Annotated in this window: 15 protein-coding genes; 7 read left to right on the top strand and 8 right to left on the bottom strand. The window is 62.5% G+C overall.

Annotated features, from left to right (window positions below):
• The first annotated feature begins 13 nt into the window (after nt 1-13).
• The gene (locus PQQ96_RS32120) at nt 14-2,368 is read left to right on the top strand and encodes a trimethylamine N-oxide demethylase (RefSeq protein ID WP_408300015.1); all 2,355 of its coding nucleotides are present in this window, start codon (nt 14-16) and stop codon (nt 2,366-2,368) included.
• 82 nt (nt 2,369-2,450) lie between these two features.
• Here PQQ96_RS32120 and PQQ96_RS32115 read toward each other — a convergent pair whose 3' ends face one another.
• The 6 genes from PQQ96_RS32115 to glnT all read right to left on the bottom strand — a co-directional run bounded on the left by PQQ96_RS32115 (nt 2,451) and on the right by glnT (nt 10,158).
• The gene (locus tag PQQ96_RS32115; protein WP_408300013.1) at nt 2,451-4,268 is read right to left on the bottom strand and encodes a bifunctional protein-serine/threonine kinase/phosphatase; all 1,818 of its coding nucleotides are present in this window, start codon (nt 4,266-4,268) and stop codon (nt 2,451-2,453) included.
• Nucleotides 4,269-5,705, bottom strand: coding sequence for an APC family permease (locus PQQ96_RS32110; protein WP_408300011.1), 1,437 nt, complete (start codon nt 5,703-5,705; stop codon nt 4,269-4,271).
• 80 nt (nt 5,706-5,785) lie between these two features.
• The gene (locus PQQ96_RS32105) at nt 5,786-7,147 is read right to left on the bottom strand and encodes an FMN-binding glutamate synthase family protein (RefSeq protein WP_408300009.1); all 1,362 of its coding nucleotides are present in this window, start codon (nt 7,145-7,147) and stop codon (nt 5,786-5,788) included.
• A gap of 25 nt (nt 7,148-7,172) precedes the next feature.
• Nucleotides 7,173-7,862 carry a GltB/FmdC/FwdC-like GXGXG domain-containing protein gene (locus PQQ96_RS32100; RefSeq protein WP_408300007.1) on the bottom strand — a complete coding sequence of 230 codons (690 nt, stop codon included), beginning with the start codon at nt 7,860-7,862 and terminating at the stop codon, nt 7,173-7,175.
• On the bottom strand, nt 7,850-8,758 hold the full coding sequence (locus PQQ96_RS32095) for a class II glutamine amidotransferase (RefSeq protein ID WP_408300005.1): 909 nt from the start codon (nt 8,756-8,758) through the stop codon (nt 7,850-7,852). Before PQQ96_RS32095 ends, PQQ96_RS32100 begins: the two co-directional genes overlap by 13 nt.
• An 11-nt stretch (nt 8,759-8,769) precedes the next feature.
• Complete coding sequence (gene glnT, locus PQQ96_RS32090; protein WP_408300003.1) at nt 8,770-10,158, bottom strand: type III glutamate--ammonia ligase; 1,389 nt, start codon at nt 10,156-10,158, stop codon at nt 8,770-8,772.
• A 224-nt stretch (nt 10,159-10,382) separates the two neighbouring features.
• Between glnT and PQQ96_RS32085 the strand changes: the two genes are divergently transcribed.
• Nucleotides 10,383-10,988, top strand: coding sequence for a helix-turn-helix domain-containing protein (locus PQQ96_RS32085; protein ID WP_408300001.1), 606 nt, complete (start codon nt 10,383-10,385; stop codon nt 10,986-10,988).
• A gap of 244 nt (nt 10,989-11,232) precedes the next feature.
• On the opposite strand, the gene hutG is transcribed toward PQQ96_RS32085, so the two are convergent.
• Both hutG and PQQ96_RS32075 read right to left on the bottom strand, forming a co-directional pair.
• Complete coding sequence (hutG, locus tag PQQ96_RS32080; RefSeq protein WP_408299999.1) at nt 11,233-12,027, bottom strand: N-formylglutamate deformylase; 795 nt, start codon at nt 12,025-12,027, stop codon at nt 11,233-11,235.
• 38 nt (nt 12,028-12,065) lie between these two features.
• Nucleotides 12,066-13,031 (bottom strand): LysR family transcriptional regulator, encoded by a 966-nt coding sequence (locus tag PQQ96_RS32075; RefSeq protein ID WP_408299997.1) that lies wholly within the window; start codon nt 13,029-13,031, stop codon nt 12,066-12,068.
• 186 nt (nt 13,032-13,217) lie between these two features.
• Here PQQ96_RS32075 and PQQ96_RS32070 point away from each other — a divergent pair, with 186 nt between their 5' ends.
• From PQQ96_RS32070 to PQQ96_RS32050, 5 genes are all read left to right on the top strand, one after another.
• Nucleotides 13,218-14,405, top strand: a complete 1,188-nt coding sequence (locus tag PQQ96_RS32070) for an NAD(P)/FAD-dependent oxidoreductase (protein WP_408299995.1) — start codon at nt 13,218-13,220, stop codon at nt 14,403-14,405.
• Between the two features lie 24 nt (nt 14,406-14,429).
• Nucleotides 14,430-15,203 (top strand): electron transfer flavoprotein subunit beta/FixA family protein, encoded by a 774-nt coding sequence (locus tag PQQ96_RS32065; RefSeq protein ID WP_408300047.1) that lies wholly within the window; start codon nt 14,430-14,432, stop codon nt 15,201-15,203.
• Nucleotides 15,200-16,141 (top strand): electron transfer flavoprotein subunit alpha/FixB family protein, encoded by a 942-nt coding sequence (locus PQQ96_RS32060; protein WP_408299993.1) that lies wholly within the window; start codon nt 15,200-15,202, stop codon nt 16,139-16,141. Before PQQ96_RS32065 ends, PQQ96_RS32060 begins: the two co-directional genes overlap by 4 nt.
• Nucleotides 16,138-16,803 (top strand): HutD/Ves family protein, encoded by a 666-nt coding sequence (locus tag PQQ96_RS32055; RefSeq protein WP_408299991.1) that lies wholly within the window; start codon nt 16,138-16,140, stop codon nt 16,801-16,803. The genes PQQ96_RS32060 and PQQ96_RS32055 overlap by 4 nt, the downstream gene beginning before the upstream one ends.
• 10 nt (nt 16,804-16,813) lie before the next feature.
• Nucleotides 16,814-17,485 (top strand): NAD(P)/FAD-dependent oxidoreductase (locus PQQ96_RS32050; RefSeq protein ID WP_408299989.1); only part of this gene is annotated, 672 nt, incomplete at its 3' end.

The raw sequence follows: 17,485 nt of genomic DNA, 5'->3' as shown, positions 1-17,485 counted from the left end.
CCCAGGACAGATAATGCTGATACGTACACCCACAAGCTCGCGTCCAGCGGAGCCGGCGCTGTTTGCCCGCGCAGCGGGACACGAGCGATATCGCGTGGCGGGCGGTGGTCTGACGGTGGTGGCGCTCAAACCCGGCGACGCGCTGCACATCGTGGACATCGAAGGCCGGCAGCCCTGCGAACTGATGGCCTTCGACGCAGAAGGCAACGCCGCGCTCGCCGCACTCGAATTAATGCCGTCGCCCGATGCATCGTTCATTGCGACGCTCCTGCACAACGGCCGTGGCGATCCGCAAAACGCGTCCGTGCTGACCGGGTTGTTAAAGCGCCGCATCGACACCGGCGCGTCACAGCCCGCGGCAAAACTCTGGAACGGCGATACACCAGCTGGCTTTACACGCACATTCGTTGCCACTAAAGCTCTGCTCGTCATCGTCGCCGCGCCCGGGTCGGCCACCACGATCGAGATGCAGAACCCGCCCACCGGCTTGCGCCTCACCGTCGATCGCGCGAATCCCACGCTGCTTGCCGCGCCGCCGCTTGCCGCCCCGCTCGCGGACGCGCTGAACGACTTCACGATCCGGCCCGGTACGGCCACCGCCTACACCGTGCGGGCAGGAGAATATATTCAGGTCCTCGACGTCGCTGGACGGCAATGTTCGGATTTCGTCGCCTTCGATCTGGCCGCGCTCGATCGCAACGAGGAACTCGATCTCGACCAGACGGTGACGAGAACGCTGAACGGCAACGCCTATCCCGCGCCCGGTCTGTTTTCGAAGTTCTTCAACCGCCAGATGCAACCCATGCTCGAAGTCGTACGCGACACCGTGGGCCGTCACGATTCATTTGCCTTGGCCTGCGCGGCGCGCTACTACGAAAGCCAGGGCTACTTCGGCCATAGCAACTGCAGCGACAACATGAGCCGCGCCCTCGCCGATTTCAACGTGGCGCCGCGCCCCGGCTGGCCCGCGATCAATTTCTTCTTCAACACCGGCATCAACGCACATCAGCAAATGACGCTCGATGAACCGTGGTCGCGTCCCGGCGACTACGTGCTGATGCGCGCGTTGACCGATCTCGTCTGCGTGAGCTCGTCCTGTCCCGACGACATCGATCCCGCTAACGGCTGGAATCCGACCGATATCCAGATCCGTGTCTATCCGAACAAGGAACGCTTCTCCATTGCCATGGCTACCCGAATCACACCCGATGCCGAACCGGTCCTGACTCGCGAGTCGGGCGTTCACGCCAGAACCTCGGCGCTCACCCGCCATTTCACCGACTATCGCGGCTGGTGGCTCCCCACGCAGTACGACGGTTTCGGCACGAACGAAGAGTACTTCGGCTGCCGGGAGCGGGTGGCGATGATGGATCTCTCGGCGCTTCGCAAGTTCGAGATCCTCGGCCCCGATGCGGAAGCCCTGCTGCAATACTGCCTGACGCGCGACGTTCGACGCCTGGCCATTGGCCAGGTCGTGTATTCGGCCATGTGCTATCCGCACGGCGGCATGCTCGACGACGGCACGCTGCTGCGCCTCGGCCCCGACAATTTCCGCTGGATTTGTGGTGAGGACTACGCAGGTGTCTGGCTGCGCGAACAGGCAGCGGCCCTCGGCATGAAGGTGTGGATCAAATCCGCTTCGGATCAGATTCACAATCTGTCGGTTCAGGGACCGCTCAGCCGCGAGTTGCTCAAGCAGATCGTGTGGACGCCCGCCAGTCAGCCGCCGCTCGAAAACCTTGGCTGGTTCCGTTTTCTGGTCGGCAGACTCGACGGCTACGACGGCTGCCCGATCATGGTCTCGCGCACCGGTTACACCGGCGAACTGGGATATGAAGTCTGGTGTCATCCGCAGGATGCCGAGCGCGTCTGGGACCGTCTGTGGTCCGCTGGGCAACCGCTCGGCATCGTCCCGCTCGGGTTGAATGCGCTCGATATGCTGCGAGTCGAAGCGGGTCTGATCTTCGCCGGGTACGAGTTCACCGACGAAACAGATCCGTTCGAAGCGGGCATCGGCTTTTCGGTACCGTTGAAGAGCAAGGCCGACGATTTCATCGGCCGTGACGCTCTGCTTGCCCGAAGCGCGCATCCGCGACACAAACTGGTCGGGTTAGAACTCGCCGGCAACGAACCGGCGCATCACGGCGACTGCGTGCACAACGGGCGCGCACAGATTGGTGTGGTCACCAGCGGTGTGCGTTCTCCGATACTCGGCAAGAACATTGCGCTGTGCCGGATCGATATCAGCCATGCCGAAGCGGGGACACGCGTCGAGATCGGCAAGGTCGACGGTCATCAGAAACGCATTGAGGCCCAGGTCGGGGCGCCGATCTTCTACGATCCGGACAAGAGCCGTGTCCGCGCCTGAACGCCAGTAGCACGGGTCTCGACGTAAGCATGACTCGCGGTTTGCGTCGGGTGGCGCGGCGAGGCCGCGCCACTCACCTCGCTCAATGCCTCATCAGGGACCACAACAGCAGCGCCAGCAACAGCACCACGACCACCTGCCAGAACAGCACCGGATCGCTCTCAAGCAAAGGTTTGCGCCGAACCGGCGCCATTGCGTCCCGACCGCTCGAAAAACGTTCGAGATCCGCGCAGACTTCGAGCACGTCCTGATACCTGCGCGCCGGATCGGGCTGCAGTGCTTTCTCCAGCACAAGGTCGAGCCATTGCGGCGCGTCCGGACGGTACTGATAGAGCGGCACGCGGCCATTGAAACCGTAGGGCAGCTTGCCGCCGCTGAATAGCCGGTACAGGGTCACGCCGTACGCGAACACCTCGGAGCGCGCATCGCCCTGTGCGCCCTTCATCAACTCAGGCGCCATGTAAGCGGGCGAGCCCGGTGCGACGTCAGGCCCCGGCAACTGCATGCCCGGCATATAACCGAAACCGAGATCGAGCAGGCGCGTACTATCGCCCCGCATCACCAGCACGTTCTCGGGTTTGATATCGCGATGGAAGATATTGCGGCGATTCAGCACGTCGATCGAATGACCCAGTTGCCGCGCGATCTCGAGCGCTCGCGGAAGCGCGATGGGCTGAGGCGCCGCCAGCAGTTTTTCGAGCGTGATGCCTGCACCGAGCGGCATCATCACATAGAGCCGGGTTTGCCGGTCGGCATCGACTGGCATCGGCGCAAGCACGCCATCGTCGCCGATCTTGCCGGCCAGCCAGCGCTCACGCACGATCGACTGGCGCACGTTCTCGTCCTGTTCGACCCGCGGCTTGGGAAACTTGAGCGCCAGCGGTGTGTTCGGATCGGCCAGATCGTAGCCCGCGAAAATCCGCGAATAGAAGCCATCGCTCAACACGCTCTTGAGCAGATATCCATCGACCACATCGCCGGCGTTGGGCACGGCCGGAATCGGCAACGCACCGACCACCCGCTCAAGGTAACCGACATCGAGCAAAGGCAGACTGCCCACATCGAGCACCGCGCTCGTCACGTCGTCCTGCGAGCCACGCGTCACCGCCAGCGCGCCGAGCCGGCGCGCAGTTTCGAGCGCACTACTGCGCGCCGCCAGCACCGTCTGCAGCTCGCGCATCGGCACGCGGCGATAGAGCCCGTCGGAGCACATCAGCAAACGATCGCCCTCGCGCAGCTCAAGGGTTTCGATCCGCGTCACCAGCGTCGGAAGCATGCCGACCGCATGCGCCACATAAGAACCGAAGGCGACCGGCACCACGTCGTCGTCGCCAAGCTGGGTCAGTTGGCCATCGCGCAGCAGATAGAGCCGCACATCGCCGGCCGCCACCAGATACGCGGTCGCGCGACGCACAATCAGCGCCGCAAAGGACGCGGCCATCTGCGTCAGTGAAGGATCGACGCGGCCGATCTGATGCAGCCAGCGGTGGATTGCCTCTAGCGCGTGCGCAGCGGCCACGCCGGGTTGCAAGGTGTCGGGCAGTCCGTAATAGGCATCGATAAAAGTCCGCACCGAGAGTTCGGCCGCGACCCGCCCGCCCTTGCTGCCGCTCACGCCGTCAGCGAGAGCGATCACGCTGCCACGCGCAGCCCGCGCGGCCAGATCGCCGAGCATTACGCCGACGTAGTCTTCATTGATGTGGTCCTGCCCGCGGCTGCGGGCAGGACAGGAGACACAACCGATCTCGAGGGTGGCGCACTCGCCGCGCTCCGGCCGCAACTGCAGGTCGATTTCCTGGCCGCCCATTCCGCGACGGCTAGCGGGTCTTCTCTCGGGATCGTCTGCCATCCGCACCGTGTTCGGTACGGGCAAGCTATCCGGGGAGAAGGGTTCATTCATTTACTTTTTGCCGTGGGTCATCACGTCGCTGGTTTCCAGATCATGCCCGATCTTCTCAAGCACCTGCGGCGAGCGCTTCTTGAGCATCAACAACCAGATTGCGCCAACCAGCATATATGCGACGAACAGATAAGGCAGGATGTTATACGGATAATCGGGCACCGGATACACGCTGCCGATCACCGCGCCAACCATCGCCAGTGCGCCGAGCACGCCCCACACGACATTGCTCGTCTTGAGCTCACCCTGCTTCTTCAGATAAACGGGTGCCGCGATTGCGACCAGGAAATACACGACCAGGAAGCCAAAGGTCGCAAACGTACTGGTATAGCCGAAGGTGTTAAGCGGACCCGTGCCGAGCATCGCGATGCACACCACGAAGGTCACGATCGAGGAAAACGCAACGGCCAGATACGGTGTCTGGTGCGTGCGGTGCACCATGCCCATCGAACGGTGCACGAACTGGTAGCGGCCCATCGAATACAGCAGGCGGCTGGAGGAGTTGATGCACGCAAGCACGCACGAAAACGCGCTAACCGAGGCTATCAGATAAAACACCGGACCGAGCGGCGAGGCGCCAACGCTCGTGAGCAAGGTGCTGAGCACGGCCGAATCGCCGCCGAGTTTGGCTGTGTCGCCGTGGTAAGCGATCGTCATCGAATAGGCCACAAACATAAAGAACAGGCCCGACAGGATCACGCTCCAGATCACCGCGCGCGGAATCACGCGCAGCGGGTTTCTAGTTTCCTGGCCGAGCGAGGCCGCGCTTTCAAAACCCACGTACGAGAAGATGCCGAGCACCATGCCCTGTGCCATGCCCTTGCCGCTCACGCCCTGCAGTCCCAGTTGCCTATGGTCGACGATATGGTCCGGATGCAGGGCGAGCACATAGATCAGCACACCGCCCACGATCACCACCGAAGCGGCTTCGATCGCAAGCGACAGGCGCGAGGAGAGCTTCACGTCACGTGCCGAGAAGTACCAGGCCAGGCCGACAAAGATCGTGTAGATCGCCCACGACGGGATATTGATGCCCCAGGCCGAAAAAGCGTTCTGCACGAACACCACGCCTGCGGCGCCAACCCCCATCGCGGTGCCCACGTAAGCCGCAATCAGGCCCCAGCCGGCGATGCCACCCGCCATCGGCCCAAGCGCGCGGGAGATATAGATAAAGAACGAACCCGCCGTCGCGATCCGGCTCGATAGCGCGATGATGCTCATACTCACCAGCAGCAGCCCGAGCGTCGAGAGACCATAAATCAACCAGGTCCCCGCACCGGCCAGCGCTGCGATCGCGGTCACGTTGATCGATGGCGTGAAGGTCGGCGAAAGGTTCGCGATAGATTGGCCGATCACCTCGGAAAAGCCTAAAGTACCGGCACGCAGGCCGCCGGATGATTCTGGCGCTGCATGCGTGCTGCTTTGCGGAGTGCTCATGTTGGGCTCCTGATGGATGGGTGAATCAAGGTCGAATGCGCTCAACTTTTCCATAGTCAAAAATCTCGAAACAACTTAATTCAGTCGTTCCACCCAGGAATCCACGAAGTACCCGCGAGCGGAATGCGCGCCATCGCCGCGGCTTCCACGGTCAGGGCGACGAGATCCTCGGGCTCCAGGTGATGCACGTTCTGCTTGCCGCAGGCGCGCGCGATCGTCGTCAGTTCCATGTTCAGCGTCTTGAGATAGTTCCGTACGCGGCGCGAACCTTCATCCGGCTGAACGCGCTGTTCGAGAAGCGGATCCTGCGTGGTCACGCCGACCGGGCACTTGCCCGTGTGGCAGTGATGGCAGAAACCCGGCGACGTGTTCAACGCCGCGTAATCCGCCGCCGCCGAATGCAACGCGCCGTTCTGGAAGTACGTATCGCTGTTGCAACCGAGCGCCATCAGCATGCCCTGCCCGATCGCCACCGCGTCCGCGCCGAGCGCGAGAGCCTTCGCCACGTCAGCACCGGTGCGGATGCCGCCCGAGACGATCAGTTGTACCTGGCCTTTCATGTTCAGATCTTCGAGTGCGTCCACCGCCTGGCGAACCGCGGCCAGCGTCGGAATGCCGACGTTCTCGATGAAGCAGGTCTGCGTCGCCGCCGTGCCGCCCTGCATCCCGTCGATCACGACCACGTCCGCGCCCGCATGCACCGCGAGCTTGACGTCGTTGAAAGTACGGGTGGCGCCGACCTTCACGTAGATCGGCTTTTCCCAATCGGTGATTTCGCGCAGTTCCTGAATCTTGATCGTCAGATCGTCGGGTCCGGTCCAGTCCGGATGACGGCTCGCCGAACGCTGATCGACGCCGGGCGGCAAGGTGCGCATCGAGGCGACGCGCGGATTGACCTTTTGCCCGAGCAGCATGCCGCCGCCGCCCGGTTTCGCGCCCTGACCGATCACGATTTCGATCGCATCGGCGCGGCGCACGTCGTCCGGGTTGAAGCCATAGCGCGACGGCAGACACTGATAGACCAGCGTCTTCGACGAGCGGCGTTCTTCCTGGGTCATACCGCCGTCACCGGTGGTGGTCGAGGTGCCCATTGCGGTCGCGGCCTGGCCGAGCGCTTCTTTCACGTTCGCGGACAGCGCGCCGAAACTCATGCCGGCAATCGTGATCGGAATGTCGAGCACCACCGGCTTTTTGGCGAAGCGTGTGCCGAGCACGGTCTGGGTCGAACATTTCTCGCGATAGCCTTCAAGCGGATAGCGCGACAGCGAAGCGCCGAGAAACAGCAGATCGTCGAAGTGCGGCACACGGCGTTTCGCACCGAGCCCACGGATTTCGTAGAGGCCACGCTGTGCGGCCGAGTGGATATAGTCGATCGTCTTGCGGTCGTAGCCTTGCGACTCTTCCTGCTGCAAGCGGGCGAAATGAACGGGTTTGGCTTCCATGGGGACCTTCTCAGAGAACGTGTATTCAATATTCCTGGTTCGCGTCGGCGTTCCAGTGATAGAGCGTGCGGGCGGAGGCGATCCGCTTGAACGATGCGGGGTCGTGGTCCATACCCGCGGCAGTCAGCAAGCCACGCACGGCGTCGAGGTCCGCCCCTGTCATCGGTTCGTACTGGGCATCCGCGCCAAGCGATTTCACTTCGCCACGCACGTACAGCACCGCTTCGTAAAGCGAGTCGCCGAGCGCATCGCCCGCGTCGCCGCAGATCACCATGCGGCCCGCCTGGGCCATGAACGCGGAAAAGCTGCCGACCGAGCCGCCCACCACAATGTCACCGCCCTTCAGCGAAATCCCGCAACGCAGACCCGCGTCCCCATCGATCACGAGCAGTCCGCCGTGCACGGAAGCGCCCGCACCGTTCGAGGCAAAGCCCTTCACGTGCACCTTGCCGCTCATCATGTTTTCCGCGACGCCGGTGCCCGCGCTGCCTTCGATCTCGATGGTGGCGTGCTTGTTCATACCGCCCGCGTAGTAGCCGGCGTGACCGGCAATCGTCACCTGCACCGGCGCATCCACGCCAACCGCGAGGTTGTGTGCACCGTTGGGCGTGACGACCGTCACCTTCTGCCCCTCCAGTTCGTTCGCCGGCTTGTGCAGAAACTGATTCAGCTCACGGACCGTCGTGCGCTCCAGGTCGAAAGTCAGGCTTTCCATACATACATCTCCTCAGGTGCAGGTTCGAAGACCCTGGCGTTCTTGATATCCGGCAGGTGGGCAAGCGAGCGGAACTCGGAAGCAATCGCGACGTAATCGTCGTTCTCCGCGACCACCGCCGGCTTGCAGGCGAACGGGTCACGAATCAGCGCGAGTTCGGTCGAGGTGCCCATCAGGAACGTATAGAACCCGTCGAGCTCTTCGAAGCCCTTCTGCAAGGCGGCCGGCAGCGTATCGCCCTCGCGCAGGCGCCATTCGAGAAAGCGGCAGGCGGCTTCAGTATCGTTGTCGGTATCGAAGCGGATGCCTTGCGGTTCGAGCTTGCGGCGCACGCCATGCGCGTTCGACAGCGAGCCGTTGTGGACCAGGCAGAAATCGTCGCCGGCCGTGAACGGGTGGGCGCGATCGGGCGTCACGGCGGATTCGGTCGCCATGCGCGTATGACCGACCAGATGCGAACCCTTCAGATTCGCGAAGTCATAACGCCCGGCGACTTGCGACGGCGAGCCAATGTCCTTGTACAGATCGATCGAGCGGCCGCTCGATAGCAAATACAGCTTCGGATAGCGTTCGCCCAGCCACGTCTTCACGCGCTCGACGTTGCCCTGTACCGTCAGCACGGCGTGATTGCCTTTCGAGTCGATGCGGGCGGTGACGTCCATCGACGCGTTCAGCGCGTCCAGCAACGGCTGCCATGCGAAGTCCGCGCCTTCTTCGGTAAAGCCCGCGTAGATGCTCAGCTTGCGTTGACTTGCATCGACCGGTTTGCCGAATACGGCGAGGCCCGCTGAATCCGGTCCGCGCTCGGTCATGCCGATCAGCATCGGCACCATCAGTTCTCCGAGCCGCTCGCGCAGTGCCGGCGTCTTCACCAGCAAGCCTACAATTCCGCACATAGTGGTTCTCCTTAGAAAAATTCGAGGTAAGTCTTCAGTTCCCAATCCGACACGTGGCGCATGTATTCGAGCCATTCCATCCGTTTGAGCTTGATGAATTCGTCGGCAACCGGTCCGAGCGCGTCGCAGATCATGCGGTCGCTTTCGAGCGCGTCGAGCGCCTGCTCGAGGTTTTGCGGCAATACGCCAATGCCGTGTTCAGAGAGTTTCGCGGGCGACCACTCGTACAGGTTCTCGTTAGCCGGCTCGCCCGGCGACAGACCCTGGTCGACACCGTCGAGCCCCGCGGCGATCACGGCCGAGGTCGCCAGATACGGATTGCATGCGCCGTCGGGCAAACGCAGTTCGATGCGCTCGCCGGGCATACGCACCATGGTCGAGCGGTTGTTGTCGCCGTAGCTGATGTATGCCGGCGCCCACGTGGCGCCCGTGAGCGAGCGGCCGATCACCAGCCGCTTGTACGAGTTCACCGTTGGATTGCACAGCGCGGTCAGCGCGGGGGCATGGGCAAGCAGGCCCGCCGTGAACTGGTAACCAAGCGTGGAGAGGCCCATGCCGAGCTTGTCGCTCTTGTCAGAGAACAGATTGCGTTCGCCGTCGCCAATCGACATATGCATGTGCATGCCATTGCCGGGACGGTTGGCGAACGGCTTCGGCATGAACGAGCAGATCATGCCGAGTTCATTGGCGATCTCCGAGGCCGCCATCTTGAAGAACACGTAGTGATCGCACGATGTCAGGCAATCGGTGTACGTGTAGTTGATTTCGAACTGACCGTTCGCGTCTTCGTGATCGATCTGATAGACGTCGATGCCGACCGCGCGCATCGATTCGGTGAGCTTTTCCAGGAAGACGCGCGTGCGCGACAGGCCCTTATAGTCGTAGCAGGGCTTAGCGAGCGTATCGCTCGGATCGCACGGCTCAAGCGAGCCCGACGCCGAACGGCGCAACAGCGAGAATTCGGGTTCGAGGCCCGTGAAGAGCGTCCAGTTGCGCTCAGTCATGCGGGCGACCTGCTTCTTCAGCGTCACGCGCGAATCGTATTGCCACGGCTCGCCGTCCACATGACCGTCGCAGACGATCCGTGCGAGGCCCGGTTGCCACGGCACCGGCGTGAGCGTCGCCAGATTGCCGACGGCCATATAGTCGGGACCGTTCGGCGCGATGCCGACACCCCAGATGGCAAACCCCGCAAAACCGGCGCCGGCTTTCAGCACGCTTTTCAAATGGCTAACCGGCACCGACTTCGCCTTGGCCACACCGTGAATATCCACAAACTGCGCCAGCACATACTTCACGCCCTGCTGCGTCAGATAAGCTTGCGCCTCTTCCGCCGAGCCGAAGCGGGGCACGCACCCGAGCTCGTTGACCGGCAGCTTGCTCGCATCGTTCAGGTTCATCGCCACTCCTTGCAACTACATATATCGTGGGTTGGAAAGGCCACGCGCCACCCGCGCGGCCCTGCTATGCAACACGCTCTCGAACGCCGCGAGCGGCGTGCTTCAAGCTTGTATTCGATCGGCCGGATAATCGATTCGCAAGAAACAAAGATTCTCCGGATGAAACTCTTGGCGCGTAACTCGGCGCTGCAATCTGCTACGCTTTCCTTTTCCGTGAGGCCTACATGCAAATCGGTGAAGACCATAAAACGCCGCTCGAACGCTACCTTGGCAACACCATCCGCGAACTACGCCAGCGTCACGGCCTGACCATCGCTCAGGTTTCGGCTCAGGCCGGCATCAGTCGCGGCATGCTCTCGAAGATCGAGAACGCTCAGACTTCCGCGGGGCTCGATGTCCTCAACCGCATTGCCCAGGCGCTCGGCGTTTCCCTCTCCATGCTGTTCCGCAATTTCGACGTACCCCAAGGCGGCGCACAACTCGTCAAAAAAGGCGGCGGCATGGAAGTGGTTCGCAAGGGCACCAAAAGCGGTCACACCTATCACCTGCTTGCCTACGACCAGGGTCCGCGCAAACTCTTCGAACCCTTCCTGATCACGATGGAGGACGAGGCGGAACGATTCCCCATGTTCGAACATCCCGGCACCGAATTCATCCACATGCTCAAAGGCGTGATCGAATACCGCCACGGCCAGCAAACCTACATCCTGCATCCCGGCGACACGATCACCTTTCAGGGAGAGATACCGCACGGCCCTGAACGGCTAATCAAGACGCCCATTCAATTCCTGTCGATCTTTGTGTATCCGCAGTCAAGCGCGGCTGACTGATCGCTCACCACCATCATCACAACCGACGCGACTATCAATGCAACGTTTGTGCCATGTTTATCTGTGTGAATCAAAAATTCCCACGGATAAACGCTGTCGATGTAGTACGGCGTTCCCGGCATCGACACTGAACGACTCGCTGGCCTGACTGCGGTGCACGCCAGTGTTGCGGCTGGTGCGACTTTGCACAAAAACGAGGTATGCACTTAAGCAGCGTCAACAGCAACGCTTATACAAACTCAGGCTAGAGCGTTTGAACTGCCTGCAACGACGCTTCGACCATGCCGCGCAAGACCGGTTGCACGCTGCTCGCGCGTGCTTCGTCGTAATTGAACGGAGCGGCTTCATTCATGTAGGTGGACTGACACATCTCAAGCTGGATCGCGTGGATGCCGGCTTGTGGCGCGCCAAAATGCCGGGTGATGTAGCCACCCTTGAAGCGGCCGTTCGCAACGCAGGTGAAGTGGCCTGAGGCGGCCGCCTGCTCAGCCGCACGCTGTACCTCGGCCGCCGCCGTGCGGCCGTCCTGAGTCCCGAGGTTCAGATCCGGCAATTTGCGGTCGAAAAGACGCGGCAGGATGCTCGCGATCGAATGCGCCTCCCATAGCAGCACGTTTTTATGCCGTGACTTCAAACGCGCCAACTCCGTTGCAAGCGCGGCATGATACGGCTGCCAATATCGCCCGACGCGCTGCTGTTTTTCGTCGGCATCCGGCTCGCATCCCTCGCGGTAGACCTGCTCGCCGCGAAACGTTTCACTTGGGCACAGGCCCGTGGTGGTCTGTCCTGGATAGAGGCTCTCATCATTCGGCGGCCGGTTCAGATCCACTACATAGCGCGAGATTCGTGCGCCGAGTACAGTCGCGCCGAGATTCGCGGCAAAGCTGTACAGACGGTCCAGGTGCCAGTCGGTATCCGCCAGCGTGAGCGCGGCGTCCGAATATCGTTCGAGCAAATCGTCCGGGATCTGTGTGCCCAGATGCGGAATCGAAATCAGCAAGGGCGCTTCGCCTCGCTGCAAGCCGTACAGATCACTCATTCACTTGCTCCCTATAGGATGAAACGCCGCCTCTCACCTCAGCGCAATGCGTCGTCCGGCAGATCAGGCAACGCCCGAGCCAGCGACGGCTGAATCGCGTTGTCAAGCACGCCGCGCGTCAGCATGACGATATCACCGGCAAACTGGTCCCACTCGCCCTGGCGGTGCAGCAGGAAAAAATCGCGCCGCCCGAGCCGGCTCGTCGGCAAGGGCATCACCGCGATATCGTCCAGATAATGGCGCGCCTGCCACAGACACAAGGGCGTCGAAATCGCAAAACCTACCCGCGCGGCGACCAGGCTCAGCAACGGGTCCGTCGCGTCGAACTCGTAACGGCGCGGACTGTTGATCCCGAGATGCCGCGCGAAACGCTCGATCTGCTGGCCGATCACCGAGCGCGCCGTATAGCGGATCATGGGCAGTTCCAGTGCCAGCGTGCGCCAGTCGATATTGCGGCGCCCCTTCAGATGGCCGCGCGCGACCACCACCACAAACGCCTCGGAAAACAACGGCACTTCAACGATCCGGGCATCATTCAGCGTGGTCTGCGTGCAGATCGCGATATCCAGGTCGCGGTCGTGCAACTGCTTGCTCAGGCCCGGCGTGAGACCCGACCACATCGAAATCTGCCGCTCGGAATTCGATACCGCACGAATCAGTTCAGGCCCGACGGTCGCCGCAAACGAATCAACGCAGCCGAGCCGCACCGGCATCTTGCCCGTATGCGAAGCATCGCCGACCCGCGCGCTCACCATCTGCGCATGCTCAATCAGCGGGCCGGCCAACTCCAGCAACGCGCGCCCCGCCACGTTCGGGCGCGGCGGACGGCTCTCGCGATCGAACAGCGTCAGCCCCTGGTCCCGCTCCAGCGCGGCGATCGACTGGCTGATCGCGCTTTGGCTCACACCAAGCTGCTTTGCCGCGCCGGTCATTGAGCCGCTGTCGCAGACGGCCACAAAAGCCTGTAGCGCGCGCAGATCGATCTGGGTGGGGGTTCGTCTCATGAAATGCTCCGCTCGCGTGGGTGAGGTGCGGGTCATCCTGTGCGATACGACAGCATGGTGCCGAGGTTCGCAGGGCGGGTGTTCAGGATGAGGAATTGCATTAGTTCGCCATAAGTTTGCCTAATACAAAATTGGCGTGTCCGGTGTTTTCATAGAATTTGCCTCATTGCCCACACAGAGGTCCACATGAGCCACTACGATTTCATCGTGATCGGCGCCGGCGTCATCGGCGCGTCGGTTGCCCACCATCTCGCCGCGGCCGGCGCGCAAAACGTGCTGGTTATCGAGCAGGCCACCATTGGTGCAGGCACCACGTCACAATCGTCCGGCCTGCTGCGTACCCATTATTCGGTGAGACAGAACGTCGAACTCGCACGCTCCTCGTGGCGGGCATTCAATAACTTTGCCGAGTATCTCGGCGACGACGAGGCGTCCTGCGGTCTCGTCAAATGCGGCTATCTGATCTGCGCACCCGAGGGCGACAAGCTGGAGCCGCTGCGCGCCTCGCTCGCCGCGCAGCAGGATATGGGAATTGAAGTGCAGTTGCTCGACAAGGCGCAGGCCTACGAGCGCCTGCCGATCGCCAGCTTCGACGACGCGGCGCTGATCGGCTATGAGCCGGAAGCGGGTTTTGCGGATGCCTACCTCGTGGCGACCGGCTTTGCCCGTTCGGCGCGCCGGCGCGGCGTCAAGATCATGGAAGGCGTGACGGTCACCGGCGTCATCCGCGAAGGACGCCGGATCACAGGCGTCGCGACGAGTGCCGGTAACTTCAGTTGCGGCACCCTGATCAGCACGCAGAACATCTGGACGCCGGAATTGGCCAACTGGATCGGCGTGCCATTGCCGGTCAAGCCGGAGCGTCACACTGTGCTCGCGCTAGAGTGCGATGCCGCCGCCTACTCTTTCAAGATGCCCGCGTTCAAGGACCTCGGCTCGGCCGGCATGCTCTATTACCGCAGTTACGGCGGCAGCCAGATGCTGGTGTCAGAAGGCGTGGTGGGCGAAACGCTGAGCTCGCCGGAAACGGAACAGGGAGATATCTCGCTGGACTACGTCGCCGAAGTCGGCGTCCAGGTGGCCGAGCGCTTCCCCGCTTATGAAGCCGCTGGCGTTGCTTCCTCGTGGACAGGTGTCTACGACGTGACGCCCGACTGGAACCCGATATTGGGCAAGGTCGCCGATATCGAAGGCCTCGTGGTCGGCTTCGGTTTTTCGGGGCATGGCTTCAAGCTGTCGCCCGGTATCGGCAAGATCCTCGCCCAGCATGCACTCGGTTTGGATACCGAAGTTTCCCTCGCGCCCTACGCGCTCGATCGTTTTGCCAGCGGTGCGTTACTCGTGGGCAAATACGGTTCCGGCGCGGTCTCCTGATCAAAGGATGCCCAGGTCATGACGATCAATATTCTGGTTCCAGTCAAACGCGTGGTGGACGCCAACGTTCGCGTGCGGGTCGCGGCGAATGGCTCGATCGACGCCACTGGCCTCAAGATGTCGCTCAACCCGTTCGATGAGTGCGCCGTTGAAAAAGCCTTGCAACTCAAGGAAATCGGCGCCGCGGCAAAAGTCACGGTCATCACGTGCGGCACCCAGGCCAGCCTGGACGTGCTTCGCACGGCGCTCGCGATGGGTGCCGACGATGCCGTGCTGATCGATACCTCGGCTGCGACTGCCACGCTCGACTCGCTGGCCGTTGCTCGCCTGCTTTGCACACACATGGCGATTCACGGTTACGGCCTCGTGCTGTGCGGCAAACAGGCCATCGACGGCGATATCGGCGGAGTTGCCGCCATGCTCGCCGCCCTGCTCGACTGGCCGCAGGCGCTCAATGCCAGCGCGCTTGCTGCGGAAGACAACGGCTGGGCGGTGACATGCGGCGACGACACCGGCACGGCGACGTGGCGGCTCGAAGGCCCGGCTGTCGTCAGTGCCGATCTGCGCCTTGCCGATCCGCGCCGGGTGACCTTGCCGAGCATCGTGAAAGCGAAGCAGAAGCCACTCGTGATCGTCGACGCGTCCACGCTGGCAGTCGCGCTGGCGCCCCAGACCCAAATTGCCAAACTCAGCGAGCCGCCCGTTCGCCAGCCGGGGATCAAAGTCACCGATACCGCCGCGCTTATCGCAGCGCTGGCCGAGCGGCACGTGTTTGATCAAACAGGAGTGTCGGCATGAGAGGCCTTGTCGTAGCGGAAACGGAAGGCGGACGGCTTGCCAATGCGACGCTCCGGGTCATCGGTGCGGTCATACTGCGCGGTCTGCCAGTGGATGTGTACGTGACTGACGCCATGCTTGCGCCCTTTGCCGAGAAGATTCCCGGGGTTGAACGTGTGCTTGTGCCAGCAGATGAAGCAAATGAGCACATCGTGCCTGAAACGCTCGCCGCGCAATTGCACGCGATACAGGGTCCGTATTCGCTGATCGCCGCGAGTCATCGCACGCTCGGTCGCAGCGCATTGCCTCGCGGCGCCGCGCTGGCCGGCGGCGCATTCATTCCAGACGTGATCGCTGTCGAAGGTGAGAGCGCGTTCGTACGCGGACTCTATGCGGGAAGCGTCGTCGCTCACGTGAACACCGCCAGTGCCGTGACGTTCGCAACGTTTCGAGCGTCGTCGTTTTCGCCTGTTGCGGACAGCGGCGGCAACGCCACGCGTGTCGCGCTTGAACCGGTAGCCCGGTTCACCAGGACGAAGCTCGTCGAGCGCCAGGCATCGACTCAGACCGGCCGCGATCTGCCCGACGCGCGAATCGTCGTCTCGGGTGGACGCGGACTCGCGTCGAAGGACAACATGGACCGGCTCGGCGAACTCGCGGAAAAGATGGGCGCGGCGCTCGGTGCGTCGCGCGCTGCGGTGGACGCAGGCTACGCTTCGAATAGCGCCCAGGTTGGGCAAACCGGCAAGATCGTCGCGCCCGACGTCTATCTCGCGTTCGGCATCTCAGGGGCGATCCAGCATCTCGCCGGGATGAAGGACTCGAAGGCCATCGTCGCGGTCAACAAGGATCCGGACGCGCCGATCTTTTCGGTCGCGGACATTGGGCTCGTCGGCGACCTGTTTGAGGTGGTCGGCGCACTTGAAACGCATGTCAGCACAGGCGGTGCGAGCCAATGATGACCGATCTGACCCGCGCGAAGATCGCTCCATCTGTGTCGGCCAATGACAAGTCGCCGCTGCATTCGTCGAGCGCATCGCAGCCGGCTGTGCGCTTTTTCAACTGCACCACGCTCACGCCGGAGCCCTGGGCGAACGGGGGCGGTGTCACACGGACCATCGCGCGCGGCGCCGGGAATGACGACGGCGTGCCTTGGCGCGTCAGTCTCGCGACGCTGAGCGGCGCCGCAAAGTTTTCGCAGTTCCCCGGCTTCGACCGCACGCTGATCCTGCTCGACGATGGAGCAGTCGATCTGCATTCGCAGGATGGTCAGTTAGTCGCCCGCGCCGGTCAACCGGTGCAGTTTTCCGGCGATCTGCATGTGTGGGTGACGTTGGCCGTCAAGCCGGTTCTGGTACTCAATGTCATGACTCGGCGTGAGACGTGCCGCGCCATAGTCAGCGCCCATACCGATTCGTTGCGCGTTACGCCGGCGGACAGCCACTTGCTGCTCTCCGTCGACGGTTCATGGACGGTTTCCAGCTCGCTCCTTCGCAACGTTTCGCTAGCGCCGATGAACGGCTTATGGCTCGAACACCGGCACGAAGCGCTGGACCTGAGTCCGCTCGGCCCCGGTGCACGACTGCTGTCGATCGCGATCGGCCCGCTCCTGGACCGCTGAGAAGATACTTATGGCAAGCGATATTTTGATCGAGCAGTACGGTCCGCGCGAGTCGATGAAATACGACATCGTGATCGTCGGCGGCGGCCCGGCTGGCCTGTCCGCGGCGATCCGCCTGAAGCAGCTGGCGGCTGAAAAAGGCGTCGAGATTGGCGTGTGCGTACTGGAAAAAAGCTCGGAGATCGGGGCGCATATCCTGTCGGGCGCGGTGATGGATCCGCGTGCGATCACCGAACTGATCCCGGACTGGAAAGAAAAAGGCGCGCCGCTGACGGTGGACGTGACCGAAGACAAATTCCTCTTCCTGACCGAAACCGGTTCGAAGAGCGTGCCGACCTGGGCACTGCCGGACAACTTCAAGAACCACGGCAACTATGTGATCAGCCTCGCCAACGTCACGCGCTGGCTGGGTCAGCAGGCCGAGGCGCTGGGCGTCGAGATTTTCCCGGGCTTCCCGGCAGCTGAGATTCTGTATAACGACGATGGCTCGGTCAAAGGTGTCGCGACCGGCAATCTGGGTATCGGCAAGGACGGCGAGCCGACCGATAATTTCCAGCTCGGCATGGAGCTGCACGCGAAGTACACGCTGTTCTGCGAAGGCGCGCGCGGGCACCTCGGCCGCCAGCTGAACGACAAGTTCAAGCTGCGCGAAGGCGTCGATCCGCAGGTTCACGGTATCGGG

Origin of the sequence: Paraburkholderia sediminicola (genome assembly GCF_046027825.1) — a bacterium.
Taxonomy (GTDB): Bacteria; Pseudomonadota; Gammaproteobacteria; order Burkholderiales; family Burkholderiaceae; genus Paraburkholderia; species Paraburkholderia sediminicola_D.
Note: the sequence above shows the minus strand (reverse complement) of the source record. Positions and strands in the feature narration are given on the sequence as shown.

What these genes read in the sequence shown, in the direction of transcription:
- PQQ96_RS32120 (WP_408300015.1), top strand. Translation starts at nt 14, where the DNA reads ATGCTGATACGTACACCCACAAGCTCGCGTCCAGCGGAGCCGGCGCTG.
- PQQ96_RS32115 (WP_408300013.1), bottom strand. Translation starts at nt 4,268, where the DNA reads ATGAATGAACCCTTCTCCCCGGATAGCTTGCCCGTACCGAACACGGTG.
- PQQ96_RS32110 (WP_408300011.1), bottom strand. Translation starts at nt 5,705, where the DNA reads ATGAGCACTCCGCAAAGCAGCACGCATGCAGCGCCAGAATCATCCGGC.
- PQQ96_RS32105 (WP_408300009.1), bottom strand. Translation starts at nt 7,147, where the DNA reads ATGGAAGCCAAACCCGTTCATTTCGCCCGCTTGCAGCAGGAAGAGTCG.
- PQQ96_RS32100 (WP_408300007.1), bottom strand. Translation starts at nt 7,862, where the DNA reads ATGGAAAGCCTGACTTTCGACCTGGAGCGCACGACGGTCCGTGAGCTG.
- PQQ96_RS32095 (WP_408300005.1), bottom strand. Translation starts at nt 8,758, where the DNA reads ATGTGCGGAATTGTAGGCTTGCTGGTGAAGACGCCGGCACTGCGCGAG.
- glnT (WP_408300003.1), bottom strand. Translation starts at nt 10,158, where the DNA reads ATGAACCTGAACGATGCGAGCAAGCTGCCGGTCAACGAGCTCGGGTGC.
- PQQ96_RS32085 (WP_408300001.1), top strand. Translation starts at nt 10,383, where the DNA reads ATGCAAATCGGTGAAGACCATAAAACGCCGCTCGAACGCTACCTTGGC.
- hutG (WP_408299999.1), bottom strand. Translation starts at nt 12,027, where the DNA reads ATGAGTGATCTGTACGGCTTGCAGCGAGGCGAAGCGCCCTTGCTGATT.
- PQQ96_RS32075 (WP_408299997.1), bottom strand. Translation starts at nt 13,031, where the DNA reads ATGAGACGAACCCCCACCCAGATCGATCTGCGCGCGCTACAGGCTTTT.
- PQQ96_RS32070 (WP_408299995.1), top strand. Translation starts at nt 13,218, where the DNA reads ATGAGCCACTACGATTTCATCGTGATCGGCGCCGGCGTCATCGGCGCG.
- PQQ96_RS32060 (WP_408299993.1), top strand. Translation starts at nt 15,200, where the DNA reads ATGAGAGGCCTTGTCGTAGCGGAAACGGAAGGCGGACGGCTTGCCAAT.
- PQQ96_RS32055 (WP_408299991.1), top strand. Translation starts at nt 16,138, where the DNA reads ATGATGACCGATCTGACCCGCGCGAAGATCGCTCCATCTGTGTCGGCC.